Below are 25,155 nucleotides of genomic sequence, written 5' to 3'. Positions count from 1 at the left end.
TGAACATTTCCGGCTCCGGGGTAACGCCGCTGTGTGCTGTGCGCAACACCCGGTGATGTCCAGGTGAATTACGGGGGGCCGTACGCACACGGGCAAAGGGAACGTACGATCGACCACCGTGCAGCAAGGTTCGGAGAACACTTCCCGTCGCGGCCGCCGCTCCTCCACCATGGGCGGCATGCCGCTCAATGACATGCCCTGGTGGCGCTGGCGCAGCAATGTGCGCTCGGCGCTGCACATGCTCTCCGACCCCGTCTTCCATCACGAGTGCTGGCTGACCGGCCGGGAAGGGTACGGCGACGTCACCGACGCCGTGTACCGCCTGGTCGAGGACACCTGGCTGGACAACTGGTCCGCCGAGAAGTACGTCGGCACGATCTTCCGCGACTCCGGCGAGGCCGCCCTCGTGGACGTGGCCGCGCTCCGGGTGCTCCGCATCATGCACCAGGTCGGAGCCGACGCCCCGGTGTCCGCCTATCTGGAGCACCACGGCTGGCCGGAGGCCGTACGGGCCGCACGCGACGCCCATGTGATGCTCGCCACGAACGACGGCGAGGACCCGGACACTCCGCCGCACTCGCTCGACGTGCTCCGCATCATGACCAGATCGGCCTGATGCGGGGCGGGTATGGCACCCTACGGGCATGACCGCGCCGCAGCCTGCCGATTCCGCCCCCGCCGCTGCCTCGGACGCCGAGTCCGAGCAGTACGTCCTCACGCTCTCCTGCCCTGACAAGAAGGGCATCGTGCACGCCGTGTCGAGCTACCTCTTCATGACCGGCTGCAATATCGAGGACAGTCAGCAGTTCGGGGACCACGACACCGGTCTGTTCTTCATGCGCGTCCACTTCACGGCGGACGCCGGAGTGACGGCCGACAGGCTGCGGGCCAGTTTCGCCGCCATCGGGGACGCGTTCCGGATGGACTGGCAGATCCACCGTTCCTCGGACCGGATGCGGATCGTCCTCATGGTCAGCAAGTTCGGGCACTGCCTCAACGACCTGCTGTTCCGCTCCGGCAGCGGTGCGCTGCCCGTCGAGATCGCGGCCGTCGTCTCCAACCACACGGACTTCGAGGAACTCGTCGGCTCGTACGGTGTGCCCTTCCGTCACATCCCGGTGACCAGGGACACCAAGGCGGACGCAGAGGCGCAGCTGCTGGAGCTGGTGCGCGAGGAGGACGTCGAGCTGGTCGTCCTCGCCCGTTACATGCAGGTGCTCTCGGACGACCTCTGCAAGCAGCTGAGCGGCCGGATCATCAACATCCACCACTCGTTCCTGCCGAGCTTCAAGGGCGCGAAGCCTTATCACCAGGCGCATGCGCGCGGTGTGAAGCTGATCGGCGCGACCGCGCACTATGTGACGGCCGACCTCGACGAGGGGCCGATCATCGAGCAGGAGGTCGAGCGCGTCGGCCACGGTGTCACGCCGGACCAGCTGGTCGCCGTGGGCCGCGATGTGGAGTGCCAGGCGCTGGCGCGTGCGGTGAAGTGGCACGCGGAGCGGCGCATCCTGCTGAACGGCCGCCGCACGGTGGTCTTCCCGTAAGGTCCGGCAGGTCCCGCCGGCCCCGGCCGCTACAGGCGGCTCAGGGCCGCGGCCGCGAAGAGCACGTCGCGGATCGCCCCGCGGTCCCCTTCCTGGCCCGCCGCCGCTTCCACCGGTGAGATGTGGCCCGCGACGAGCTGGCAGAACTCCACGCCGTCGAGCGCCACCTGCGCCACCGTGTGGTCGGGGGAACCGACCGCTGCGGGTGAGTCAAGCGCGATGTACCAGTCACCGCCCCCGAGGCCCTCGACCTCCAGATGGAGCGAGCGGCCCGGCGAACCGGCCGTGACGTAGTGCCGGGCCGGTCCCGCGAGGCCCGAGCGGCGGCGCTCGGCGAGCACGGCCGGCAGCATCCGCGCGGAGAGGTCGATCATCCGGTGCAGATGCGCCGGGGACGGGGCCTCGTACGGATAGTCCACCGCGGCCGCGATATCGCCCCCGTGCACCCAGCACTCGAAGGCCCGTTCGAGCATGGAGTCCTGGAGTGGGAGGGCGAAGTCACCGTACGAGACGGAGCGTTCCGCCACGCCGCGGCCGGCGAAGGACACCGTGCGGATGAGGGTGTGACTCTGATCGCGCCAGGGCTCGCGCACGGTCCGGGTCAACGGCCGATAAGCGGCTGCCCAGTATGTTTCGGTTCGCTCGACGGGCAACTGGGGCAGCTCACCGCTGCCGAGCGGGTCTTCGAGGCCGAGAGCCGTGGAGATCAGGCCGTCGACGGTCATCAGATGCCCTATCACTCCGGCCACCGTCGTCTTCCGGTTGACCGCGCGCTCGCCCTCGAACCACCTCAGCCGGACAGGGGCGTGCCATTCCGCATCGCCGATGTCGCTGAGCAGGGCGTCGAGCCGGGCCGTCTCCGCGTCGTACGGAGCGGCCCAGGAGGGCACCGGGATCTTGGCGGGACGGCGGCCCAGGCAGCCTTCGATGACCCGGGAGCGGAGCAGCGGGTCGAGGTCCAGACTGCGGTCCGTGTGCAGGAGGCCCACCGCGTCGCGCAGCCGCAGGGCCTCGCCCGCGCAGGGTGCGCACCCGGTGAGGTGCTCCTCGACGGCCGCCGCCTCCTCGGCGGAGCAGGCGGCCAGGGCCCAGGCGCCCAGCAGAGCCTTGAGGACCCGGTGGGTGAGGGCGGGCGCGGGCGGTGGTGCCACGGGGGATTCCGGTTCCGGTTCGGGTGTCGGCGCTGGTGCGTGCTCGTCGGTGGCGGTGGTGTCTTCGGCGTCGGTTGTGCCGGTGGCGGCGGAGGTGTCCTCGACGTCCGCGGTGGGGGTGGCGGGGGCGACGGGCGGCTGGGGGAGCGGGGGTACGGAGGTCGGGAGGCCGAAGTCGTCGGCGGCGGCGCGGGGGCCCGGTATGCGCCGGGCGCCCCGCACCTCCTCGTTGCGCACCTCCTCGTCGCGCCCCTCCTCGTCGCGCCCCTCGCCCTCGCGTCCCTCGCCGTCGTGACCGTTGCCGTCGCCGCTCACAGGGACCGTCCGTATCCGGGCGGGGAGGACCCCTCCAGCGGACGGGTGTTCGCGGTGGAGAGCAGCTGGAGGCCGAGCCGCAGCCGCCGCCTGGCCTCGTCCTCGGTGACTCCGAGGTCGGCGGCGGTCTGGCGGTAGTCCCGGCGCTGGACGTACGCGAGCTCCAGGGCGGCGCGCAGCGGCGCGGGCATCGAGGCCACGATGTAGTCGGCGCGGGCCGACGCGGTGGCCCTGCGGACCCGCTCCTCCAGGTCCTCGGGACCCGGTGCGTCATCGTCGCCCTCTGCGGCCCTGTACGGAGAGGTCTCCGCGTCGCGCAGACGCCGCACGGACTGGCGGTGGGTGAGCCTGGCCACCCAGGACCTCATCGAACCCTGCTTCGGGTCGTACGCGTCCGGGTTCTCCCAGACGTAACCGAACACCTCGCGGGTCACCAGGTCGGCGGCGTCCTCGTCGTCCAGCATCCGGTGGGCCTGGCTGTGGACGAGCGAGGCGAAGCGGTCGTAGAGCTCGCCGAGCGCCGCCGCCTCGCCACGTGCCAGCCGCTGCTGCATCCTGCGGTCCCAGCGGGGTGGTGCGTCCTTTGCCATGAATCCCCCAGCCCTGTACCCCTCGTCACGTCGAATGTAGTCGCGTGCACCGTCCGGGACGTGGCTTTGCACCAAGTAAGACCAAGTACGCCCCCGGAACGGCGCCGGATGATAGGGAAACTGCCCCCGCTCCGCGTTTCGTGGTGGTAGAGATGGGCAGCCGCGGTAAGGAACGCAAACTTCCGGATCGCCGGGCTCCGCTGAACGAGAGGTCCAGTCGCGTGACGCTGAAGGTGGACGAAATCGAGCAGGGTGCGTGGACCGTGCTGCGCATACGCGGCGAGCTCGATCTCGTGAGCTCACCCGTCGTACGCCAGTCCGTCCACGAGGCGGTGGCCGAGGGACAGCACGATGTGGTGCTCGATCTCACGGGGGTGTTCTTCTGCGACTCCAGCGGCGTCGGCGTGCTGATCGCCTCCCGCCGCCTGATGAAGTCCTGCGGAGGCCGGCTGCGGCTGGTCCTCCCGGCCCGTGGCGCGGAGGACGGCTCCCACGTCAACAAGGTGCTCGGAGCGCTGGGAGTGCGCCGGCTCTTCGAGGTCTACCCCGACGCAGCCTCGGCGGTCCTGGACGAAGCACACCCGCTCTCGGCGTGACCCGTCGAATCAGGACCATGTTGTAACACCGGTAGCCGGCGATAGTGACATGTCGTGCCCGTGGGCGTCGTACGCTCCCCGCATGGACAGCGCAGAGTACGAGCGCGAGATCGCGCACCGGTTCGCCGCCTTCGACCAGGACGGCAACGGCTATATCGATCGCGCCGATTTCAACGCCGCAGCGGCCCGGCTGCTCAAGGAGTTCGGTACGACCGCCCGATGCGACAAGGGACAGGCGCTCTACACCGGCGCCGAGGCCTTCTGGCAGGGCATGGCGGGTATCGCGGATGTGGACGGGGACCAGCGGGTCACCCGTGAGGAGTTCATCGGCGGGGCGGTGAAGCGGCTGCGCGACAACCCCGAGCGCTTCGCGGAGATCGCCCGGCCCTTCCTGCGCGCGGCGATCGCCGTCGCCGACAACGAGAACGACGGGGCCGCCTCGGTGGCGGCCGTCGAGCGGGCACTGCGGGTGCTGGGCGCGGATGCCGGGACCGCGAGTGCCGCCGCGGCGCAGCTGGACACCGACCGGGACGGGCGGGTCGCGGAGGCGGAAGCGGTCGGCGCGTTCGCGGCGTACTTCACGGTGATCCTGCCGGACGCGTAGGGGGCGTTCGCGGGCAGGCGCTTCGCACCCTCCACGGGAGCGGCTGGGCGGGAGATCCGAGATTCTTCCGCCCCACCCTGCGACCGGATGAGAGCACACGCCCGGGAGATCTGGGCGTTCCTGTGGGCTCCCCTCGAAGGGCGCCGCTCACAGCAAGAGGTCCCCGGCTCTCTGCGGCACGCCCCGCAGGTGGCGATCGGCGGCCACCATCGCCACGAGGAGCCCAAGGCCCTCGCTCGGCGGAAGCAGGCTCTCCACGACGGCTTCGCGCATGAGGTCGACGGTGTCCTTGACACAGATGCCCTTGCGCCGCGCGTAGCGGCCCGCCTCTCCGTCATCCGTGATCCACACGGAGTTCGTGAACTCGGCGCGCTGCTCGATGACGACCAGGGTCTCGGCTTCACCCAGGTGCTGCAGGGGCCGGGACGGAGATCCGGCGAAGACCACTCGGCGTACACGGTCCACCAGTGCCGTTTCGGCCGGGTCGTCGATCTCGATGGGGGCGCCGAGCCAGCCGTCGTCCGTCACCTGGCGAAGCTTGGGCAGGTGCCGGACCGACTGTTCTGCCTCTGCCGCGACCGCCTCGGTCCAGCGGCCGCGGCCGTCGAGGACCTTCTCCAGCAGGCTCAGACGATCGACAGCCGCGAAGTTGCACAGGACGGTGTTGTCGGGGAACCAGTGGTGTCGCGTCATGGCTGGAAGACCAGGTCCCCTTCTTCCACGTCTGCGGCGGTGGAAGCCGCCACGTCCTGCGGGTCGGGCTCAAGCGCCGCGCGAAGCTCGCCGACATCCCAGCCGGTGTAGGCGGCCAGCGGGCGCAGTGTGGTCTCGCCGGCGAGGTAACCCTCGTACAACAACTGACTGGGCCGGAAAGGCAGCCGCACGGCTTGCGACCACGCGGCGGCTGCCGCGTAGGCGTCACTCCGCCCCGTGAGCAGGTGGCAGGTCTCCGTGGTGATCCCGCGCAGTCTGCTCCTCGTCCTCGGGTCGATGAAGCCCAGTTGTGCGAGGCGGGCGCCGAGAGCACTCGGTGACACCTTGAAGCGCACGACCAGTGGCCTGAGTTCCTCGTCCGTGAGCTCGTGTCCCGCCACCGCGGCGGTGATCTCGCTCCGGGGCATGAGGAAATTCGCCGCGAACACATTGGCACGAATCTCCGACAGATCCTTCTGGTGCCCTGGCGACAGGTGAGTCTCCGTGAGGAAATCCTGCGCGTCCCGGGCCAGGATGTGGCCGAGCTCGTGCGCGAGGGTGAAGCGCTGGCGCGTAGGAACCGGCGTCCGGTCGATCATGATGAGCCGGAACCCGTCCGCCTGCCAGGCCGCGCCGTCGATGCCGTCAGGCAGGCCGATCTTTGCCACGTCGACACCGAAGGCGCTCTCCAGGGCTTGGACGAGCTCGGAGGTCTCAAGATCACTGATGGATGGTGAGCCCAGGGCTGTCAGTCGGTCGAGGGAGTCCTCGGCGAGGGCCGCGCCCTGATCGACATAGCGGTCCAGTTCGGTCCGGACCGTCAAAAGCTCAGGCAACTCGGGTGATCGGCCGAGGAGTGCCAGCACCTCATGAGCCGATGTAAATCGTTCCACGAGGTCTTTCAGTCCGGTGCGGGCCTCGTCCTCGACTGTCGACGAGCTGGCGCGGGCCGCGAAGGAAGGGCGAAGAGGCTCACGCCCCGTCAGCAACCAGTCGACGGTGGTGCTGCCGAACTCCGCGATCCGGGCGAGGTCGAGGGAGGTGAACCGGCGAATGCCGTTGAGGGATTTGGACAGCTTGTCGGGGGCCAGTCCTATCGTCTCCGCGAACGCGGCCTGGCTGACCGAGGCGGCGTCCATGACTTTCCGTACGCGATCGGTCACAGTTTCGGTCATGAGGGCAGCCTAAAGCCGTGATGCGAAAATCGCAACGCTGTGGGTGCTGTGGGTGCTGCGAGTCTGTGGTGCCCTCCGACCTGCGGTAGGCGCAATCCGGGCTGGGTGACGCGGCGGGGGATGCCGAGCTGGGTGAAGACCGAGGGGGCCCCGGGGCGCGATGAGGAGACAGGCCAGGAACCAGCGCCGCCAGTTCGTCGATCCTCTGCTCCAGCACGGCCGGATCCTCAACTCCCTCAAGCGCCCGGTCCACGGTGTCGAAGTCCGGGTCGCCCCAGGTCGGCCTTGGATCGATGCCACCAGGCGGGAGCCCGGACCCGGCTGCGCGTTGGCCGGATGTAGATCCCGTGCACGAGTCCCACGGGTCCACTGGCGGCGAGTTCCAGGGCCGCTGTCCGGGCCCGGCCGAGTGCCGTCGGGGCGAGCGGGCCGTTCATGCCCGGGCTCGCAGGGCTTCGGCCTCTTCGCGGGCGATCAAGTGCTCCGGCGTGAGCTTCAGCCACACCGAGGCGCCAGTGTCATGCTGCAAACAGCGGAACACCCTGTCTGGGCGGCAAGGCGGAGCACCCCTGCCCGATTGGCGATACGTCCGATACGTACGTAACACGAGTCCTCGGTGAACTTGACGGTCGCCCGCACGGTGCGACCGGTGGGTGGAAAGATGGTGGGCGGTCGGCCTCCGGGCGATAGCTGGTGCTGGCCGGCCCCGGCCATGTGGAGGTGCGAGCTCCGGCAGGGGCCGTTCTGTTGTTCCGATAAAGCGGAGATGCTTTCCCCCGATCGCCATGTTCAGAGTACTCTAGACAGGCGGTGATGGTGAGGCACTCCGAGAAGGGGAGCCGCCGTGTCGAGTGAGGAGGTCCAACGCGTGACCGATGCGATCGACGCTCTGGGCGAAGTCGCCGACCCGAAACAACGGGCCGGCGACCTGTCCGAGTTGCTGGACAAGTGGCCAGAGCAGCACGCGCGAGTACGGGCCATGCGCAGGACGGCGTTCGAGGAACTGAACGAGCAAGGGATGACGTACCGGCAGATCGCTGCCGAGTTCCAGCTCAGCGTGGCACGGGTCGGCCAGATCATGACTGGTGTGACGAACCCCAGGACGCAGAAGAATCCGCCGCCGAAGAAGCGCGCGACGGGGAAGGCCGACGACTCGTCGGCTGAATGATCGGTACGGCCGGAGCGGTGTAGGAGCCGCCCCGGCCGCGAATACCAGCGGGCCGATACCCCGCCGAACTGAACCCACCCATGTGAAGAGAAGGATTCGTCGTGAATCGTACGACCGTGAACTGCGCGGTGACCACTCCCGCGCCCTTGGGCGAGCTCTGTCCCGCCCTGCCGCCCTGCCGTCCGTAGCGGCTCTCCCCTGATCGTTCTCCGGCTAGTTCGCCGCGGCCCGGTTCGGCCGCCCTTCCCGTAACGGACTCTTGATGCGTCGCACCATCGGCGCGGCTTCGCGCCGCGCTTCTTCGTCATGCCCGGATCCGGCGCGGGCCCCCGTTCCTCGCGCCTCGCAGGAGGTTGACTCGACCACCGCCCGGCATGCGCGGCCCTCGGCGTGGCTGCGTGCGGTGGTGTGGCTGGTCGATGCCGGTCTGCACAGGCATGCGGGCGAGACGACGTTGACCGTGGCCCGGGACCTCGCCGGGCGGATGGACTACCGGCTCGGGTTCGTGCTGTACGACCTGGAGGGCCGGCCTTGTGCACATCTCTCGCCGGACTCCGGAGTGCCTCGGGCACCTGGCTGCGTGGGTCGGTCTGTAGGGGCACTCACACCCTGGCCTGCTGATGCTCACGAAACTGTGAGCGCTGCGCTCTTTCCTGGCTGACACGCTGGTTTCACCTAATCAGCGAGGAGCCGGGGACCTGAATGACCGTGAGGGATTTACCGCCAGTCAGTGAGCTGTCGGAGCAGCAGCAACGCGGTTGGTGTTGCGTCTGGTGCAGGACGCCCCTTGGGATCGGCCCGGCTACGGACCTCGGTGAGCAGCGTGTGAAGCCTGCGACCGGGGCCGCGTACTCGTGGTTCCCCCGGGAGTGCCCGGACGTACGGGACTGCGCTCGGCGGGTGGCCCGGTGATCGCAATGGGCGAGCGGCCGGCGGAACGGCCGCGGGCCGCGTACCGGTCTCCGGAGTGCCGGACGGCCGCGGCCGCCGCGTGGGCAGACGGGCACCGGTACTGCCCCGGACCGCACACCGTCACCGTCGGCGGGCGCGTGATCGAGCGGCTGTGCTGTGCCTGCCTCTGTCACCGGGAGGAAACGTGACCACGCCCCCGCCCGACCAGGACGGCGCCCCCGAGCCTCAGCGGAGCCCGGTCCTGGAGAACCTGATCTGGCTCCAGCGGACCCGGGCGGACCGGCTGGCCGCGGCACGGCGCGAACGCTGAGGGCGGCCCGGGGCGGGCTGCTCAGGCGAACCGCTCCCGCAGCTTGTACTTCAGCACCTTGCGCAGCGCCTCGTTACGGGGCAGCGCCTCCAGTACTTCCAGTTGTTCCGGCAGCTTGTGCGTGGACAGGCCCTCGGCGCGGAGGAAGCCGGCGATCTCCGCCAGGGTCAGCGGTGCGGCTCCGGGGGGCTGTTCGATCACCGCGCAGACCCGTTCGCCGCGGTCCGGGTCCGGCAGGCCGATCACCGCGGCGTCGGCCACGTCGGGGTGGGTGTGCAGGAGGTCCTCTATCTCCTTGGCGGAGATGTTCTCGCCCTTGCGGATGATGATGTCCTTGATCCTGCCGGTGAGGGTGAGGTGTCCGGTGTCCTGTACGTGGCCGATGTCGCCCGTGATCAGGAAGCCGTCGGGGTCGAAGGCCGGTGTCGCCGCGTTCAGATAGCCCTGGCAGACGGCCTCGCCGCGCAGCCGTATCTCGCCGTCCGTGCCGTGGGGGAGAGGTTTGCCCTCCTCGTCGGTGATCCGTACCTCCATACCGGCGGGCGGGCGGCCCTCCGTCGTGGCGAGGTTCTCCGCCGTGTCGTCCGGCGAGCCCATGGTGATCATGGGGACCTCGGTCATGCCGTAGCCGTGAGTCAGCTGGACGCCCATCTCCCGTACGACCTCGTGGTAGAGCTCGGGCGGTTTCGGTGCCCCGCCGCCCGCGAGCAGGCGCAGGGTGGGGACCAGGGGATGGGCGGGGTCCTTGCGCTGTTCGGTCAGGAACATCGAGTAGAACGCCGTGGAGCCACCGGCCACCGTCACCCCGTGGCGCCGGTAGTCGGCGAGTGCGCCGGGCAGGGCGAACTGCTCGAAGAGCACGGCGGGGAAACCGTGGAGCAGCAGCATCACCGCGTAGTCGGGGCCCCCGATGTGGGCGAACGGGAACGCGATCGAGCCGATGTCGTCCGGTGTGGGGCGCAGTGCGTGGGCCAGGCAGGAGCCGCCCGCGATGAGGCTGCGGTCGGTGTGCAGGACGCCCTTGGGGTCGGAGGTCGTGCCCGAGGTCCAGTAGATCCAGCGGGGCGCCGTGCCGTCGGTGGGGGGTGGGGGCAGTACGGCCGGGTCGCCGTCGGGGAGTGCTGCGTATGCCTCGAAGACGTGGGGTGGTGGGTGGGGGAGTCGCGCTGAGAGGCGGTGCGCCATTTCCGTGTGGTCGAAGGCGCGCCAGGTGCCTGGGACGGCGAAGAACCCGGCCTTCGACTCGCGGAGCGCGAAGCCCACCTCGCGGTCCCGGTAGAAGGGGATCACCGGGCTCTGCACGGCTCCGACGCGGGTGAGCGCGAAGGAGAGCAGCACGGTCTCGATACGGGTGGGCAGCTGCCAGGCGACGACACTGCCGGGGCGTACGCCGAGTCCGTACAGGCCTGCCGCGACGCGTTCGCAGCGGTCCCGGAGCTCGCCGAAGGTCAGGGTGCGGTCGCCCTGGAGGAGCACCGGGCGGTCCGGGGTGAGGGCGGCCCTGCGCTCGATCAGTTCCCAGAAGGTGCGGGAGGCGCCCAGGGCGTGTGCGGTGTCGGTCACGTCGGTCCCCTCGTAGCTGACGATTAGTCAGATAGTGCGGAGAGCGTAGGACTCCGCGGCTTGTCGGTCCAGGGGTGCGGGGCTAGCCTGAGGGCCGTCACTGAATCTGACGGGTCATCAGATACGCGCGGAGTGCGCCGAAGAAGGGGACACCATGACGGAACTGCCTCGGATCGTCAGCGTCGACGACCATGTGATCGAGCCGCCGCACCTCTTCTCGACCTGGCTGCCCGCCAGATACCGCGAACGCGGTCCGCAGCCGCTCACCGCGGGCATCGGTGAGCTGGCGTACACGGGTGGCAGGTACGTCATCACGATGGACCCGGAAGGACCGCCCACCGACTGGTGGATCTACGAGGACCTGAAGTTCCCGTACAAGCGCAACATCGCTGCGGTCGGTTTCGACCGTGACGACATGACGCTGGAAGGCATCACGCGGGCGGAGATGCGGCGGGGGTGCTGGGACCCGGCGGAGCGGCTCAAGGACATGGACCTCAACCATGTCGAGGCCAGCCTCTGCTTCCCGACCTTCCCGCGCTTCTGCGGCCAGACGTTCGCCGAGGCGCACGACAAGGAGGTGGCGCTCGCCTGCGTCCGCGCCTACAACGACTGGATGGTGGAGGAGTGGTGCGGTGACAGCGGCGGGCGGCTGATTCCGCTCTGCATCATCCCGCTCTGGGACATCGGGCTCGCTGTGGCGGAGATCCGGCGCAACGCAGCCCGCGGGGTGCGGGCGGTGACCTTCTCGGAGATCCCCACACATCTGGGACTGCCGTCGATCCACACCGGCTACTGGGACCCGTTCTTCGCGGTCTGCCAGGAGACCGGCACGGTCGTGAACATGCACATCGGGTCCAGCTCCCAGATGCCCGCCGCCTCCCCCGACGCCCCTCCGGCGGTGCAGGCGGCGCTCTCCTTCAACAACGCGATGGCCTCGATGATGGACTTCCTGTTCAGCGGGGTGCTGGTGAAGTTCCCGACGCTGAAACTGGCGTACAGCGAGGGCCAGATGGGGTGGATCCCGTACGCGCTCGAACGCGCCGACGACGTGTGGGAGGAGCACCGGGCGTGGGGCGGGGTACGCGATCTGATTCCCGAGCCGCCGTCCTCCTACTACTACCGGCAGATGTTCTGCTGCTTCTTCCGCGACAAGCACGGGGTGGCGTCCCTGGATGTGGTGGGGCGCGACAACGCCACCTTCGAGACGGACTACCCGCACGTCGACTCGACCTTCCCCCACACCAAGGAGGTCGCGCTCGACCACGTCAAGGGACTGGACGACGAGACCGTCTACAAACTGATGCGCGGAAACGCCATCCGGATGCTGGGTCTGGACCTCGACCGGTGACCGATCTGTCGTACAGCGAGGAGGAGGACGAGTTCCGGGCGCGGTTGCGGGAGTGGCTCGCCGGGGTGCTCCCCGGGCTGCCCCCCAAGCCGTCGCCGGACGACTGGCCGGGGCGGCGGGCGTACGACGCGGCCTGGCAGCGGATGCTGTACGACGCCGGGTACGCGGGACTGCACTGGCCCGTCGACGCGGGGGGACAGGGGGCGACGCCGACCCGGCAGCTGATCTTCCTGGAGGAGACGGAGAAGGCCGGGGCCCCCTATGTCGGGGCCAACTTCGTCGGTCTGCTGCACGCCGGGCCGACCGTGGCGGCGGAGGGGACAGCGGAGCAGCGGGCCCGCTGGCTGCCACCGGTGCTGCGGGGCGAGGAGATCTGGTGCCAGGGCTTCTCCGAACCGGAGGCGGGTTCGGACCTGGCGGCACTGCGGACCCGCGCGGTGCGCGACGGCAGTCACTACGTGGTCAGCGGCCAGAAGATCTGGACCTCGCACGCGGAGGTCGCAGACTGGTGCGAGCTGCTGGTGCGCACGGACCCGCGGGCGCCGAAGCACCGGGGGATCAGCTGGCTCGCGATGCCCATGGACGCGCCGGGCGTGACCGTGCGGCCTCTGCGGACGCTCGCCGGATCGACGGAGTTCGCGGAGATGTTCCTCGACGAGGTCCGGGTGCCGGTCGCCAACCGGGTGGGGCAGGAGAACGACGGCTGGCGCGTGACGATGGTGACGCTGTCCTTCGAGCGGGGGACGGCCTTCGTCGGAGAGGTCGTCGCCTGTCGGCGCACGCTGGCGGCCCTGGCCGGTGAGGCCCGGGCGACGGGGCGGTGGGACGACGCCGTACTGCGCCGGAGGCTCGGCCGGCTGAACGCCGAGTTCCGGGCGCTGTGGCGGCTCACCCAGTGGAACGTCAGCGAGGCGGAGCGCAGTGGCGGTGTGCCGGGCGCCGGCGGCTCCGTGTTCAAGCTGCGCTACTCGCAGGCACGTCAGGAGCTGTACGAGGCGGCGGCCGAGGTGCTGGGTGCGGACGCCTGCGATCTCGACCGCGAATGGGTGCTGGACCGGCTGTCCTCGCTGTCGTACACCATCGCCGCGGGGACCTCGCAGATTCAGCGGAACATCGTCGCCGAGCGGCTGCTCGGCCTGCCTAAGGGGCGCTGAGCGACTGTGGACTTCTCGCTTTCGGAGGACCAGCGGGCCCTGCGCGCGGGGATGCGGGAGCTGCTGGCGGGGCGGTTCGGCAGGGAGCGGATGCGGGCCGCGGTGGAGAGCGGGGGAGGTGTCGACCGGGGGCTGTGGGCGGAGCTGGGGGCGGCCGGATTCTTCGCGCTGCGGCTGCCGGAGGCCGAGGGCGGAGTAGGGCTCGGGCTGCCGGAATCCGTGCTGCTGTTCGAGGAGGCGGGGCGGGTGCTGCTGCCGGGGCCGCTGGTCGCCACGCACCTGGCCGCGGGGGTGGTGAAGGGGGCCGCGGAGGGGCGGGCCGTGGTCACCGTGCTGGACCGGGGCGGTCCGGTCCAGGACCTCGGGGACGCGGATGCCCTGCTGGTGCTGGGTGAGGTGGTGTCCCTGGCCGCGCCGGACTCCGCGCGGGGGGCGGTTGCCGTGCGGTCCGTCGACCCGCTCACGGCGCTGCTGCGCCCCGTCCGGCCCGTGGTGGGTGCGGAGCCGCTGCCCGCGATGAGCGGGGGGACTCTGCGGTACGAAGGCGCACTGCTCACCGCCGCCGAACAGCTCGGCAGTGCGGCCCGGACCCTGGAGGCGGCGGTACAACACGCCCGTGGGCGCGAACAGTTCGGAGTGGCGATCGGCTCCTTCCAGGCGGTCAAACATCTTTGCGCCCAGATGCTGGTCCGTACGGAACTGGCCCGCGCGGCCGTGTACGCGGCGGCCGTGACCGGGGACCCGGCCGAGACGGCGGGCGCCAAACTGCTGGCCGACGAGGCCGCCGTGGCCAACGCCCGGGACTGTCTCCAGGTGCACGGCGGTATGGGCTTCACCTGGGAGGCAGACGTCCATCTGCATCTGAAGCGGGCGTGGCTTCGTTCCGGAAGGTGGCTGACGGCGGCCGAAGCGGAAGAGGCTCTGGCGAGCGATCTGGGGGCCGGGGAGGGGGCGGAGCGGGGCTGAAGCGCCCAGAGGTGGATCACGGCCGGGCTTTGGGGTGGGCTGTCACGCAGTGCAGTCGGTCGGCGTCGATACCGGGTTGTGTCCTTTGCGTGATTCGTCACCGGCCGGAGTCGGCGCCGAGCTCAGGTACGCTCCGTTGGATGCGAGTGGTTCTGGAACCGGAGGATCCGGGGGTTGCCTGTGCGGCGACTCCGGTTCGGGTGCGGTGCCCTGCTCGCGGTACGAGGAGCTGCGCCGGACCTGGCCGGGAAGCGATTCCCCCGGTGCCGGTGCGCTCTTGTTCGACTCTCCGCAATGTGCGTCGCACAGTATGCAGCACGCGTACTCCTTCGCGCTGGAATATGCCCGAAGCGCTTGTTGCGGTGACTGTACGTCAACCATGCTGTCTCCCAGGGGAATCACGTTCCGTGACCCTGAGGAGACGCGAGGCGATGTGTCCGCCGGTTCGGATGGTGTGAGCGGTGCAGGTGCTTCAGGTTCAGCTGGAGGTCGGGCCGGATCCCGCGGAAGTGGGACGGGCTCGCAGATGGGCGCGGTCGAGGCTGGTCGGGTCCGGAATAGGAGATGACGAGCCGCTCGCGGAGACGCTCATTCTGCTGATCTCGGAGCTGGTCACCAACGCGGTCGTCCACACCGGCTGTCCGGCCGTGCTGCGGATGCTGTTCGGCTCGGCCGGGGCGGTCGGGACGGTCCGCGTCGAGGTTGCCGACGCCAGCGGCTGTCCGCCGCGGCCCCGGCACGCTGAGGGCGAGGACACCAACGGGCGCGGCCTGGAGCTGGTGGACGGCCTCGCGGACCGCTGGGGCTGGCAGCCCGAAGGCGCCGGGAAGCAGATCTGGTGCGAGGTCGACGGCGGCATCCCGCTGCCGACCCCGGCCACGGTGGTCTCGGCGGGACCCGTGGTGGTCCAGGCAGCGCCGTTCGGCGTTCACAGGACGGCGACCGGGGCGACGGGAGCACCGGTGGCGCCGGCGAAAGGCTCGGGCATCGCACAGAGCAGGAACGCGTAACGCTTGTCCTGCGCACACGCTGTGGACAGGGTTTCGAGATTCCAGTTCTGACCCTGGAGCATGCCCATCTCGACGAGGTCGAGGGCGTGCACCGGCATCCACAGGTCCTCGATCTCCGGCGGGAAGATCTCGAAGGTCAGGGTGTCGTCGGCCACCGCGGCGACGTCCCGCGCGTGGAACCACTCGGGTGTGCGTACCGAGAGGCCAGGTGACGGATAGGCGTACGCGTTCTTGTCACCCGCCAGATACACCTGGATCTGCCCCGTCCGTACGAGCACGATGTCTCCGGGTCCGACCCGGACGCCCGCGAACTCCTCCGCCGCGTCCAAATCCTCGGGCGTCACGGCGTGGTCGCCCGGCAGCCGCTCGACGCCGTGGGTGCGGGCAACGTCCAGCAGGACCCCGCGTGAGACGAGCGGCGGTGCGGTGGCGATCGAGCTGAACTGTGCGCCGCCGTGCGCGGTGACGGTGCCGGCGGGGCGCCCGTTGTAGATCCTTCCGCCGTGCGAGGCGTGGGTGAGGGCGTCCCAGTGGGTGGCCGCCTGGAGGCCCATGGTCACGGCGTCGTCGCTGATGGCGACGGTTCCCGGGCCGAAGATCTCCTGGTTGATCTGAACCATCGTGTGGAGCGGGTTGACCCGCCCCGGGATGAGTCCGCTCTGCACGCCGTCCTGCTGGAGCGGGAGCGCGAGCGGTATCCGGCGGCCCGTCCGGACGGTGGCCGCGGCCTCCCGTACGACTGCGGCGGTGATCAGGTTGAGGGTGCCGATCTCGTCGTCGGCGCCCCAGCGGCCCCAGTTGTTCACCCGCTTCGCGAGGGCGTGGAACTCGGGGGGCAAGGACATGACGGCCTCCTGGGGCTTGTGCCGGAGCATCCGACTACCCGTAAAATCTAACGGTCCGTCAGAAACCGCGGGAAGGGGCCGGGCATGGGGAACTTCTTGGCAGGGAAAGTGGTCGCCGTCACGGGGGCGGGCCGGGGCATCGGGAGGGCGGTAGCCCTCGCGGCCGCCGCCGATGGGGCGAGGGTCGTCGTCAACGACTACGGGGTCTCCGTCGAGGGCGGCGAACCGACGAGCGAGATCGCCGGGTCCGTCGTCGAGGAGATCGAGGCCGCCGGCGGGGAAGCGGTGGCGGTCGCCGACGACATCTCCACCATGGCGGGCGGCCGGCGGATCGTGGACACCGCCCTCGCGCGGTACGGGCGCATCGACGGGGTCGTGTGCGTGGCCGGGATCCTGCGGGAACGGATGCTGTTCAACATGTCGGAGGAGGAGTGGGACCCGGTGGTCGCCACGCACCTCAAGGGCACGTTCACGGTGTTCCGCGCGGCGTCGGCGGTGATGCGGAAGCAGGAGGGCGGCGGCACTCTGATCGGCTTCACCAGCGGCAACCACCAGGGGAGCGTGGCCCAGGCCAACTACAGCGCGGCGAAGGGCGGGGTCATCTCGCTGGTACGGAGCGCGGCGCTCGGCCTGCACAGGTACGGGGTCACGGCGAACGCCGTCGCGCCGGTCGCGCGGACCCGGATGTCCGCGAACGTCCCCATGGAGCTCAAGGAGATCGGGGAGCCGGAGGACGTGGCGGCCCTGGTCGTCTACCTGCTGAGCGAACGGGCGCGCGCGGAGGGGATCACCGGGCAGGTGTACACGGTGGCCGGCCCCAAGATCGCGGTGTGGGCCCAGCCGAGGGAGTTGCGGGCGGCGTACGCGGAGGGGGCGTGGACGCCGGAGCGCATCGCGGACTTCCTGCCGGGGACGGTGGGGGTGGATCCGATGCCGATGCTGGAGCGGTTGGGGGAGATGGCGGCGGCCGCGGCGGCGGGAGCGCGGCCGAACGGGTGACCCCGGGGCGCGGCCCTGGCCCGTGGTCCCGGCCCCTGCCCTCAAGCGCCGGCCGGGCTCAAAGGACGGCCGCCGGCCGGGCCGGGGGCCGGGCTTGGCTCGGGGAGTCACCTCAGGCCTCTCCGGCGGTTGAGGAGCGGGGGTTCCGGGGCGGAGCCTTCGAAAGGACCCGCACGACGACGAACAGGAGCCGCACCGTGGACTTCCGCTTCGGGCCCGAGGACGACGCGTTCCGGGCGCAGGCCCGCGCCTGGCTGGGCGCTCGTACGGGGGAGCGCACCGGCCGGGACTGGGAGCGCGAGCTCGGACAGGACGGCTGGATCGGGCTCGGGTGGGAGGACACCGGAGGGCCCGGCTACGGCAACCGGCACGCGAGCCCCGCCCAGCAGGTCGTCTGGGCCGAGGAGTACGCCCGCGCCGCGGCCCCCGCCCGCGTCGGTCACATCGGCGAGAACCTGCTCGCCCCCACACTGATCGCGTACGGCACCGAGGAGCAGCGGAACCGCTACCTGCCCCCCGTCGCCCGCGGCGAGGCGCTCTGGTGCCAGGGGTACAGCGAACCGGGCGCCGGCTCCGACCTGGCCGCGGTCCGTACGGCCGCCGTACGGGACACCCGGCGTGGCGGGTACACCGTCACCGGTCAGAAGATCTGGACCTCGCTCGCAGCCGACGCCGACTGGTGCTTCGTCCTCGCGCGTACGGACCCCCGTTCCGCCCGCCACCACGGGCTGTCGTTCCTCCTCGTGGACATGGACCAGCCGGGCCGCGTCGACGTGCGGCCGATCCGCCAGATGTCGGGGACCAGTGAGTTCAACGAGGTCTTCTTCGACGGGGCGGCCGCCGTGGAGGCCGTGGGCGGCGAGGGCAACGGCTGGACCGTCGCCCTGGGCCTCCTCGCCCTGGAGCGCGGCGTCTCCACCCTCGTCCAGCAGATCGGCTTCGCCGCCGAACTCGACCGGGTCGTCCGGGCCGCCGTCGACGGCGGCGCCGTCACCGATCCCGTCCTGCGCGCCCGTCTCGTCACCCAGTGGGCCGAGCTGAAGACCATGCGGTGGAACGCCCTGCGCACCCTCGGCGGTACGGGCGGCCCCGGCGCCCCCAGCGTGGCCAAGCTGCTCTGGGGCGGCTGGCACCAGCGGCTCGGTGAGCTGGCGGTCGAGGTCCGGGGGGCGGCCGGTGCCGTCGGGCCGCGGGCCTGGACGCCGGAGTCCCCGTACGAACTCGACGACGTACAGCGCCTGTTCCTGTTCAGCAGGTCCGACACCATCTACGGCGGCTCGGACGAGATCCAGCGGAACATCATCGCCGAGCGGGTGCTCGGCCTACCGAGGGAGACCGGATGAGAGGCGTCGTCTTCGACGGCACACGGACCGAGGTCGTCGACGATCTGGAGATACGCGATCCCGCGCCCGGAGAGGTGCTGGTGGCCGTCGCCGCCGCCGGGCTGTGCCACAGCGACCTGTCGGTGATCGACGGAACGATTCCGTTCCCGGTGCCGGTGGTCCTGGGGCACGAGGGCGCGGGGATCGTCGAGGCGGTCGGTGCGGGCGTCACCCATGTGAAGCCCGGTGACCATGTGGCCCTGTCGACCCTCGCCAGCTGCGGGGCGTGCGCGCAGTGCGACCGGGGAAGGCCCACGATGTGCCGGAAGGCGATCGGGATGCCGGGCCGGCCGTTCTCCAGGGGCGGCAGGCAGCTCTTCCAGTTCGCCTCCAACTCCGCCTTCGCGGAACGTACGCTCGTCCGCGCCGTCCAGGCCGTCAAGATCCCGGACAGCCTGCCGCTGACCTCCGCGGCGCTGATCGGCTGCGGGGTGCTGACGGGTGTCGGAGCCGTGCTCAACCGGGCGAAGGTCGGCCACGGCGAGACGGTCCTCGTGATCGGTACCGGCGGGATCGGTCTCAACGTCATCCAGGGTGCCCGGATCGCGGGAGCGCTCACGATCGTCGCCGTCGACGCCAACCCGGCGAAGGAGACGGTCGCCCGGCAGTTCGGCGCGACACACTTCCTGACCTCTGCGGACGGCGTACGCGACATCCTGCCGGCCGGCGTCGACCACGCCTTCGAGTGCGTGGGCCGTACCGAACTGATCCGGCAGGCGGTCGACCTCCTCGACCGGCACGGGCAGGCGATCCTGCTGGGGGTCCCGGCGGCGACGGCGGAGGCGTCCTTCCTCGTCTCGTCCATGTATCTCGACAAGTCGATCCTGGGCTGCCGTTACGGCTCCTCGCGCCCGCAGCGTGACATCGCGCTGTACGCGGACCTGTACCGCGAGGGCCGGCTGCTGCTGGACGAGCTGGTGACCGAGACGTATCCGGTGGAGGACTTCGCCAAGGCGGCGGACGACGCGCACCACGGGCGGGTGGCGCGAGGAGTGCTGGTGTTCTAGGTCCTGTCTGGAGTTCCCCCGCGGCGTCGCGGCGTCCGGCACCGCCGCCTCCGGCGTTGTCGTCAGTCGCGAGGGCTCCGCCATCGCTCCCTCCTCCGCCTTGGATTCGACGGCACCGGACGCCGCTCCTTCTCCCGCGCTGGAACTCCAGACAGGACCTAGGGCGGCCGGGGCTCCGGGCGGGGACCGGGTTCTGGGCCGGGGCAATCCGGCGGCGGCGAGGACGTATCCGCCGGTTCAGATCCCCCGGACAGGGTGCGGCCGAATATCCCTCGGAGGATGCCCAGTTCGAACGGGAGAAGCCCGTCGAGGGCGAGGACGCCGATCCGGTGCGGCACGGCTGACTCCCTTGTTCACCAAATGGTATAGATCAAGAGCTGATATCTGTCACCGCTGTGACGGAGAATCCAGCGCTCCTGATGTTCGCGGCCGATCGGACGGCTGGATCGGATCGGGTCGAAGGCGGGAGAGACATGGCCGGGGTGGGGCGTACGAGGCTGTCGGCGGCCGGTGCGGCGGTGCTGACCGTCACCGCAGGGCTCGGTGTACGGGCAGTGGCGGGCGGAGACGTGGCGAAGTACGCCGGGGACGCGCTCTACACGGTCCTGATCCACGCGCTCGTGGTGCTGATCGCGCCCCGGGTCGGGCCGCTGGTGGCGGTCGGTGCGGCGCTGGGCTTCAGCTGGGCCGTGGAGTTCGCGCAGCTGACGGATGTACCGGCGGAGTTGTCGGCCCGGAGCGTGGTCGCCCGGCTGGTGCTCGGCTCGACCTTCAACGCCCCGGACCTGTTCTGGTACGGGGTGGGGGCGGTCGCCGCGGGGTGCGTGCACGCGGGGGCGGCTGCCCGTCGTCCGGCCCGGTTGAGCGAGGGGCGCGACACGTACGGGGTTGAAACCTCGTGATCCGGCGGCGCGAGACGCCCGAGGTGCCGGTCAGCTCCTGAATCCGCCGAACCTCCCCTGGTGGAACAGCAGCGGACCGGCGGTCGCGTCCGCTGTGCCGAGCGCCTCGACCCGCCCCACGACGATGAGGTGGTCGCCGCCGGTGTGGACGGCCTGGATGCGGCAGTCGACCCAGGCGGGCACGGAGTCCAGGAGCGGCGATCCGGTCGCGGGCGCCGCCCGGTACCCGACCCCGGCGAACTTGTCGGCCCCGCTCACCGCGAACCCCCGGCACAGGGCGCCCTGGTCCGCGCCGAGGATGTTGACGCAGAAGGCCCCGGCACGGGCGATACGCGGCCAGGTCGTCGACGTACGGGCCACCATGAACGTGACCAGCGGCGGGTCGAGGGAGAGCGAGGCGAACGACTGGCAGGCGAAGCCCGCCGGGCCGTCCGGGTCGTCGGGGCCGAGTGCGGTGACGACGGTGACACCGCTCGCGAAGTGCCCGAGTACGCGCCGGAATTCGGCTGCTTCGACGGGCGGGCGCTCGTCGGCGCGGACGGATCTGAGTTCGGGCCGGGGCAGCGGTTCGACGGGCAGCGCCGGTCCCGCGACCGTGGCGGCGCCGACGGAGCGGAGGTAGCGGACGGCGGTTGCGGCCATGCCTGCGTGTCCCATCACGCCCCCATTGAAACTGACGGACCGTCAGTTGGGAAGGTGCCGGTCGTGCGGAATCGCGGGCGTCTAGGTCCTGTCTGGAGTTCCAGCGCCGGAGGCGGCGGTGCCGGACGCCGCGACGCCGCGGGGGAACTCCAGACAGGACCTAGGGTCGTCACACGACCATGAGCGCGACAAACCGGCGAAGGAGACGCGCATGACACAGGTGCGAACAGCGCACGCGCCCCCCGGATCGCGTACCGGGGTCGCGGACGGCACCATCACCACACTCGTCGCCGCCCTTCAGCTGGGCGTCGTGCTGGCCGGTGCCGTCACGGTCGGGATGACCGGGGCCGACGCGTACGACAGGCCGACCGGATCGTCGCTCGGCATGCTGTTCGTCCTGGTGCTGGGCCCGCCCGTGGCAGCGGTCCTCGGCGCCCTGCACACCGTCGCCGTCTCCATGCCGGCCGCCCTGGGAGCGACCGCTGCGGCCCGACGGCTGCCCGCGGCCCCGGAGTGGCTGCTGCTGGGGGCCTTCCTGGTGGTGCTCGGGGCGCTGTACGCGGTCCCGGCGAGCCTGATGGGCGCCTCGTACGTGACCGCCTGGGCGGCGATCGCGGTGAGCGGGGTGCTGCCGCTGCTCGGTGTGGCCTACCGCGTGCGGCGCGAGGGGCAGGGCCGGCCGATCGGTCTCGGCGGGGTGTGGCTATGCGCCCTGGCCGCGGGGCTCGTACTCCTGGTGGTCACGGTCACCGGCTGCGTCGTCGCCCTCCAGAACGGGTGGACAGACGGCACGCGCGAGGTCCCGGACCTCTCCGCGCGCCAGGTGGCGGGGGTCTGGGAAAGCGTGGAGGGCCAGGCCGAGATGCGGCTCGGTGCGGACGGGCGCGCTTTGCTTGCCGCCGTACCGTACGAGCCCGCGGGCGGTACCGAGCTGCGCTGTGACGGCGAGGGCACCTGGACGTACACACCGGTCTCCGGGGACGTGCGGGGCTCGGTCACGTTCGACTCGGGCTGTGAGCTGGGTGCCTGGACGCTCGGCGGCACGACGGAACGGCCGGAGCTGTACGCGCTGTTCGGCGACCCGGACACGGGAGACGTCAGGGCCCTGGTCAAGCGGGCCTGATCCGGTCCTCAGCGGCCGAGGTACTTCGGTGGGCGGCGTTCCACGAAGCTGCGTACGCCCTCCTGCGCGTCGTGCGTCGTCATGTTGAGTTCCTGGGCCATCGCCTCCGCGGCGAACGCCGTCGCCCGGTCGGTGTCCTGGGCGGCGTTCACCAGGTGCTTGGTGAGGGCCAGCGCGCGGGTGGGGCCTCCGGCCAGGCGTCGGGCCCAGTCGTGGGCCACCGAGGTCAGTTCGGCGTCCGGGAGGACCCGGTTGACCAGGCCCAGGCGTTCCGCGTCCCGTGCCGGGAGCGTGTCGCCGAGGAAGAGGAGTTCCTTCGCGCGGTGCGGGCCGATCAGGCGGGGGAGCAGATAGGCGCCGCCGCCGTCCGGGACGAGGCCGCGGCGTACGAAGACCTCGATGAACGTCGCCGATTCGGCGGCCAGCACCAGATCGCAGGCGAACGCCAGGTGCGCGCCCAGGCCGGCCGCCGTCCCGTTCACGGCGGCGATCACGGGCTTCTCGCAGTCCAGGACCGCCGCGACCAGTCGTTGCGCGCCGAGCCGGATCGTACGGGCGACGTCACCGGCGACCCGTTCCCCGCCGGTCGCCGGTCCGGAGCGCAGGTCCGCACCCGCGCAGAAGCCCCGGCCGGTCGCGGTGAGGACGACGGCCCGCACCGACGGGTCGGCGGAGGCGTCGGCGAGCAGTGAGATCACGCGTTCGCGCTGTTCCCAGGTGACGGCGTTCATCGCCTCGGGACGGTTCAGGGTGATCCACGAGACCCCGTTGTCAGTGCGGTGGAGTACCAATACGTCCAGGGGATCGGACGGGTGGGAATCGTCGGGGGAGGACGGCATGGGGGAGCTCCTTCAGGGGGCGGGTGTGGGTTCAGCGGCAGAGGGCGAGTGCGTCCAGGGCCACCGCGCCCTGGCCGCGCCCGAGGACGACCAGGGGGTTGATGTCCAGTTCCACGAGGTCGTCGCCCAGTTCCAGGGCCATCCGCTGGACCCGCAGGACCACTTCGACGAGCGCGTCGACGTCGAGCGGCGGGCCGCCGCGTACGCCGTCCAGGATGGCCCGGCCGCGGAGTTCGTCGAGCATCGTGCGCGCCTGGTCCTCACCGAAGGGCGGAACCCGGACCGCCGTGTCGCGCAGGACCTCCACGAGCACCCCGCCGAGCCCGACCGTGACGGTCGGACCGAACAGGGCGTCCTGGGTGACGCCGACCATCATCTCGACGCCCCTCTCGACCATCTGGCACACCAGGATTCCGTCCAGGTCGACGGATTCGAAGCGGGCGATGTCGGTGAGTTCGCGATAGGCGTCGCGGACCTGGCTCGCGGAGGTGAGCCCGACCTTGACGAGACCGAGTTCGCTCTTGTGCGCGAGCCGGGTGCCGGACGCCTTCATGACGACCGGGTATCCGACGAGCGCCGCCGCCCGGACCGACGCCGCCGCGCTGGTCACCAGCTGTTCGCGCGGCACGCGGATGCCGTACGCCCGGAGAAGCTGCTTCGCCGCGTGCTCGCTCAGCTGGTGGCCGGGGCGCAACAGGGCCTGCGCCTTGCGGAACGAGGGCGAAGGCGTGCGCGGAGCGTCGTCGAAGGGCGAACGGTAGGACGCGGTGAAGCGGTGGTGGTCCAGGTACGCCTTCACGGCCCCGATGCAGTTGCGGAAGGTGCGGAAGGTGGCGACCCGGGACGAGCCGAGGAGGGTCGTGCGGTACGCCTCCTCCGTACCGACGGGCGAACCCCACACCACGCAGATCAGCTTGTCCGTGGCCTCCGCCGCGTCCGCCAGGTCCTGGGCTAGCCGGTCGCTCATCGGGGGGAACGGGCCGGTGATCGGGCAGATCAGGACGCCGACGGCCGGGTCGGCGAGGAGCGCGTCGATGATCTTCCGGCCGCGCCAGTCGCCGACGGGGTGCCCGCCGTTGTCGACCGGGTTCGCCACGTTCAGGTAGTCCGGTATCCACTCGTGCAGTTCGCGCTGCTTCGCCACGGACAGGGTGGGCAGGGTGAGCCCGGCGCCGGTCGCCAGGTCGGAGAAGTGCGCCCCCGTGCCGCCGGAGATCGAGTACACGACGACACCGTCGGCGCGCGGCGGGCGGGCCCGGGCGAGCAGGGCGGCGGTGTCCTGGAGTTCGTCGAGCCCGTCCACCCGGATCACCCCGAACTGCCGCATCGCCGCGTCCACGACCTCGTCGGTGCCGGTGAGTTTGCCGGTGTGTGAGGCGGCCGTCCTGGCCCCCGTCTCCGTACGCCCCACCTTGACCGCCACGACCGGCACACCGGCCCGCGCCGCCCGGTCGGCGGCGAGCAGGAAGGAGCGGCCGTCCTTGAGCCCTTCGACGTAGCAGGCGATGGCCCCGACCTCCGGGAGTCCGGCGAAGTACGAGATGAAGTCGGCTGTCTCCAGATCGGCCTCGTTGCCGGTGGGGGCCCAGTGGGAGAGGCGGATGCCCAGCTCCTGAAGGGTGTGCACGGGGCGGCCCTGGTGCCCGGACTGGGTGATCAGCGCGATGGCGGGGCCTTCCAGGTCCTCCCGGAAGGACTCGAAGGCGTTGAGGTTGGTGTTCGGCCCCAGCAGCCGCAGCCCCGACCGCTCGACCGCGGCCGACAGCCGTTCCTGGGCGGCCGTGCCCTCCGCGCCGGTCTCGGCGAAGCCGGAGGCGAAGGCGACGGCGAACTTCACCTTGGAGGTGGCCAGTTCCTCGATCAGGGGCAGCGGGTCGGCGACGAGCAGTACGGCCAGATCGACCTGCTCGGGCACATCGGCGACGGTCGGGGAGCAGGTGAGGCCGAAGACGGACTCCCGTGCGGGATGGACCGGATGCAGCCGTGCCCCGACCCGTTCCGCCCAGGCGATGAGCTGCCGGGTGATGCCGGTGTTGGGCCGCCCCTCGGTGTCGGACGCGCCGACGACGGCGACGGACTCGGGCCGGAAGAACCGGTCCAGATCGGGGACGGGCGCGTGCAGCGGGCGTCCGCTGACGTCGAGACCGCCCTCCGCCGTGGCTGTCGCCATGCTGTGGACGGCGGCATGCGGCTCCTCGCCGCAGGCATCCACCCTGGCGCGGAAGTGTGTGGTGAGAGTGCCGTGAGTCGATCCAAGCATCGTTCCGCCCACTCCTGCTCGATGTGTCCGACGGGAGCCACGGAGGTGTCCGAG

At 70.9% G+C, this 25,155-nt stretch carries 24 protein-coding genes; 15 read left to right on the top strand and 9 right to left on the bottom strand.

The features are described from left to right. The first annotated feature begins 169 nt into the window (after positions 1-169). Positions 170-616 (top strand): SCO4402 family protein, encoded by a 447-nt coding sequence (locus F0344_RS14725; RefSeq protein WP_185302694.1) that lies wholly within the window; start codon positions 170-172, stop codon positions 614-616. A 28-nt stretch (positions 617-644) separates the two neighbouring features. Further along, the gene (gene purU / locus F0344_RS14720; protein ID WP_185299219.1) at positions 645-1,547 is read left to right on the top strand and encodes a formyltetrahydrofolate deformylase; all 903 of its coding nucleotides are present in this window, start codon (positions 645-647) and stop codon (positions 1,545-1,547) included. A 29-nt stretch (positions 1,548-1,576) separates the two neighbouring features. On the opposite strand, the gene F0344_RS14715 is transcribed toward purU, so the two are convergent. Then, positions 1,577-3,013 (bottom strand): zf-HC2 domain-containing protein, encoded by a 1,437-nt coding sequence (locus F0344_RS14715; RefSeq protein ID WP_374940091.1) that lies wholly within the window; start codon positions 3,011-3,013, stop codon positions 1,577-1,579. Then, complete coding sequence (locus F0344_RS14710) at positions 3,010-3,603, bottom strand: RNA polymerase sigma factor (protein WP_185299218.1); 594 nt, start codon at positions 3,601-3,603, stop codon at positions 3,010-3,012. Before F0344_RS14710 ends, F0344_RS14715 begins: the two co-directional genes overlap by 4 nt. 221 nt (positions 3,604-3,824) lie before the next feature. Here F0344_RS14710 and F0344_RS14705 point away from each other — a divergent pair, with 221 nt between their 5' ends. Beyond that, positions 3,825-4,199, top strand: a complete 375-nt coding sequence (locus F0344_RS14705; protein ID WP_185299217.1) for an STAS domain-containing protein — start codon at positions 3,825-3,827, stop codon at positions 4,197-4,199. Positions 4,200-4,281: 82 nt separating this feature from the next. Continuing rightward, complete coding sequence (locus F0344_RS14700; RefSeq protein WP_185299216.1) at positions 4,282-4,803, top strand: EF-hand domain-containing protein; 522 nt, start codon at positions 4,282-4,284, stop codon at positions 4,801-4,803. Between the two features lie 147 nt (positions 4,804-4,950). On the opposite strand, the gene F0344_RS14695 is transcribed toward F0344_RS14700, so the two are convergent. Then, positions 4,951-5,496: a hypothetical protein gene (locus F0344_RS14695; protein WP_185299215.1), complete on the bottom strand. Its 546-nt coding sequence runs from the start codon at positions 5,494-5,496 to the stop codon at positions 4,951-4,953. After that, entirely contained in the window at positions 5,493-6,671 is a 1,179-nt protein-coding gene (locus F0344_RS14690; RefSeq protein ID WP_185299214.1) for a helix-turn-helix domain-containing protein, read from the bottom strand. The genes F0344_RS14695 and F0344_RS14690 overlap by 4 nt, the downstream gene beginning before the upstream one ends. A gap of 868 nt (positions 6,672-7,539) precedes the next feature. On the opposite strand from F0344_RS14690, the gene F0344_RS14685 reads away from it, so the two are divergent. Next, positions 7,540-7,839 carry a hypothetical protein gene (locus tag F0344_RS14685; RefSeq protein WP_185299213.1) on the top strand — a complete coding sequence of 100 codons (300 nt, stop codon included), beginning with the start codon at positions 7,540-7,542 and terminating at the stop codon, positions 7,837-7,839. A 1,096-nt stretch (positions 7,840-8,935) separates the two neighbouring features. Further along, the gene (locus tag F0344_RS35750; protein WP_258049946.1) at positions 8,936-9,061 is read left to right on the top strand and encodes a hypothetical protein; all 126 of its coding nucleotides are present in this window, start codon (positions 8,936-8,938) and stop codon (positions 9,059-9,061) included. Positions 9,062-9,082: 21 nt separating this feature from the next. Here the strand turns inward: F0344_RS35750 and F0344_RS14680 are convergent, their stop codons facing one another. Continuing rightward, on the bottom strand, positions 9,083-10,624 hold the full coding sequence (locus F0344_RS14680) for a class I adenylate-forming enzyme family protein (protein WP_185299212.1): 1,542 nt from the start codon (positions 10,622-10,624) through the stop codon (positions 9,083-9,085). Between the two features lie 154 nt (positions 10,625-10,778). Between F0344_RS14680 and F0344_RS14675 the strand changes: the two genes are divergently transcribed. From F0344_RS14675 to F0344_RS14660, 4 genes are all read left to right on the top strand, one after another. Next, entirely contained in the window at positions 10,779-11,972 is a 1,194-nt protein-coding gene (locus tag F0344_RS14675; protein WP_185299211.1) for an amidohydrolase family protein, read from the top strand. Continuing rightward, positions 11,969-13,126 (top strand): acyl-CoA dehydrogenase, encoded by a 1,158-nt coding sequence (locus F0344_RS14670; protein WP_185299210.1) that lies wholly within the window; start codon positions 11,969-11,971, stop codon positions 13,124-13,126. The genes F0344_RS14675 and F0344_RS14670 overlap by 4 nt, the downstream gene beginning before the upstream one ends. A 6-nt stretch (positions 13,127-13,132) precedes the next feature. Then, positions 13,133-14,092: an acyl-CoA dehydrogenase family protein gene (locus tag F0344_RS14665; protein ID WP_185299209.1), complete on the top strand. Its 960-nt coding sequence runs from the start codon at positions 13,133-13,135 to the stop codon at positions 14,090-14,092. Between the two features lie 461 nt (positions 14,093-14,553). After that, a complete protein-coding gene (locus F0344_RS14660; RefSeq protein WP_258049945.1) occupies positions 14,554-15,102 on the top strand; it encodes an ATP-binding protein in 549 nt (182 codons plus the stop codon). Here the strand turns inward: F0344_RS14660 and F0344_RS14655 are convergent. Next, entirely contained in the window at positions 15,021-15,947 is a 927-nt protein-coding gene (locus tag F0344_RS14655; protein WP_185299208.1) for a cyclase family protein, read from the bottom strand. The two genes, F0344_RS14660 and F0344_RS14655, sit on opposite strands and share 82 nt — an antisense overlap. An 84-nt stretch (positions 15,948-16,031) precedes the next feature. Here F0344_RS14655 and F0344_RS14650 point away from each other — a divergent pair, with 84 nt between their 5' ends. The 4 genes from F0344_RS14650 to F0344_RS14635 all read left to right on the top strand — a co-directional run bounded on the left by F0344_RS14650 (position 16,032) and on the right by F0344_RS14635 (position 20,237). Then, on the top strand, positions 16,032-16,946 hold the full coding sequence (locus tag F0344_RS14650; RefSeq protein ID WP_185299207.1) for an SDR family oxidoreductase: 915 nt from the start codon (positions 16,032-16,034) through the stop codon (positions 16,944-16,946). Positions 16,947-17,143: 197 nt separating this feature from the next. Continuing rightward, entirely contained in the window at positions 17,144-18,289 is a 1,146-nt protein-coding gene (locus F0344_RS14645; RefSeq protein ID WP_185299206.1) for an acyl-CoA dehydrogenase family protein, read from the top strand. Further along, positions 18,286-19,335 (top strand): Zn-dependent alcohol dehydrogenase, encoded by a 1,050-nt coding sequence (locus F0344_RS14640; RefSeq protein ID WP_185299205.1) that lies wholly within the window; start codon positions 18,286-18,288, stop codon positions 19,333-19,335. Before F0344_RS14645 ends, F0344_RS14640 begins: the two co-directional genes overlap by 4 nt. Positions 19,336-19,808: 473 nt before the next feature. Further along, complete coding sequence (locus F0344_RS14635; protein WP_185299204.1) at positions 19,809-20,237, top strand: ribosomal maturation YjgA family protein; 429 nt, start codon at positions 19,809-19,811, stop codon at positions 20,235-20,237. Between the two features lie 30 nt (positions 20,238-20,267). On the opposite strand, the gene F0344_RS14630 is transcribed toward F0344_RS14635, so the two are convergent. Next, on the bottom strand, positions 20,268-20,879 hold the full coding sequence (locus tag F0344_RS14630) for a flavin reductase family protein (RefSeq protein ID WP_185302691.1): 612 nt from the start codon (positions 20,877-20,879) through the stop codon (positions 20,268-20,270). 211 nt (positions 20,880-21,090) lie between these two features. Between F0344_RS14630 and F0344_RS14625 the strand changes: the two genes are divergently transcribed. After that, positions 21,091-22,002 carry a hypothetical protein gene (locus F0344_RS14625; protein WP_185299203.1) on the top strand — a complete coding sequence of 304 codons (912 nt, stop codon included), beginning with the start codon at positions 21,091-21,093 and terminating at the stop codon, positions 22,000-22,002. An 8-nt stretch (positions 22,003-22,010) separates the two neighbouring features. Here the strand turns inward: F0344_RS14625 and F0344_RS14620 are convergent, their stop codons facing one another. Beyond that, a complete protein-coding gene (locus tag F0344_RS14620) occupies positions 22,011-22,841 on the bottom strand; it encodes an enoyl-CoA hydratase/isomerase family protein (RefSeq protein ID WP_185299202.1) in 831 nt (276 codons plus the stop codon). Positions 22,842-22,872: 31 nt separating this feature from the next. Then, positions 22,873-25,101 (bottom strand): acetate--CoA ligase family protein, encoded by a 2,229-nt coding sequence (locus tag F0344_RS14615; protein ID WP_185299201.1) that lies wholly within the window; start codon positions 25,099-25,101, stop codon positions 22,873-22,875. Positions 25,102-25,155 lie beyond the last annotated feature (54 nt).

The sequence above is a fragment of the Streptomyces finlayi genome (assembly GCF_014216315.1).
GTDB lineage: Bacteria > Actinomycetota > Actinomycetes > Streptomycetales > Streptomycetaceae > Streptomyces > Streptomyces finlayi_A.
The sequence above is the reverse complement of the archived record's forward strand: the minus strand, read 5'-3'. Positions and strand labels throughout refer to the sequence as shown.

Excerpts from the sequence above, each read along its gene's own strand:
- F0344_RS14725 (WP_185302694.1), top strand. The coding sequence starts at position 170 with ATGGGCGGCATGCCGCTCAATGACATGCCCTGGTGGCGCTGGCGCAGC.
- purU (WP_185299219.1), top strand. The coding sequence starts at position 645 with ATGACCGCGCCGCAGCCTGCCGATTCCGCCCCCGCCGCTGCCTCGGAC.
- F0344_RS14695 (WP_185299215.1), bottom strand. The coding sequence starts at position 5,496 with ATGACGCGACACCACTGGTTCCCCGACAACACCGTCCTGTGCAACTTC.
- F0344_RS14625 (WP_185299203.1), top strand. The coding sequence starts at position 21,091 with ATGACACAGGTGCGAACAGCGCACGCGCCCCCCGGATCGCGTACCGGG.
- F0344_RS14690 (WP_185299214.1), bottom strand. The coding sequence starts at position 6,671 with ATGACCGAAACTGTGACCGATCGCGTACGGAAAGTCATGGACGCCGCC.
- F0344_RS14630 (WP_185302691.1), bottom strand. The coding sequence starts at position 20,879 with ATGGCCGCAACCGCCGTCCGCTACCTCCGCTCCGTCGGCGCCGCCACG.
- F0344_RS14700 (WP_185299216.1), top strand. The coding sequence starts at position 4,282 with ATGGACAGCGCAGAGTACGAGCGCGAGATCGCGCACCGGTTCGCCGCC.
- F0344_RS14640 (WP_185299205.1), top strand. The coding sequence starts at position 18,286 with ATGAGAGGCGTCGTCTTCGACGGCACACGGACCGAGGTCGTCGACGAT.
- F0344_RS14615 (WP_185299201.1), bottom strand. The coding sequence starts at position 25,101 with ATGCTTGGATCGACTCACGGCACTCTCACCACACACTTCCGCGCCAGG.
- F0344_RS14655 (WP_185299208.1), bottom strand. The coding sequence starts at position 15,947 with ATGTCCTTGCCCCCCGAGTTCCACGCCCTCGCGAAGCGGGTGAACAAC.
- F0344_RS14675 (WP_185299211.1), top strand. The coding sequence starts at position 10,779 with ATGACGGAACTGCCTCGGATCGTCAGCGTCGACGACCATGTGATCGAG.
- F0344_RS14710 (WP_185299218.1), bottom strand. The coding sequence starts at position 3,603 with ATGGCAAAGGACGCACCACCCCGCTGGGACCGCAGGATGCAGCAGCGG.
- F0344_RS14650 (WP_185299207.1), top strand. The coding sequence starts at position 16,032 with ATGGGGAACTTCTTGGCAGGGAAAGTGGTCGCCGTCACGGGGGCGGGC.
- F0344_RS14620 (WP_185299202.1), bottom strand. The coding sequence starts at position 22,841 with ATGCCGTCCTCCCCCGACGATTCCCACCCGTCCGATCCCCTGGACGTA.
- F0344_RS14635 (WP_185299204.1), top strand. The coding sequence starts at position 19,809 with ATGGCCGGGGTGGGGCGTACGAGGCTGTCGGCGGCCGGTGCGGCGGTG.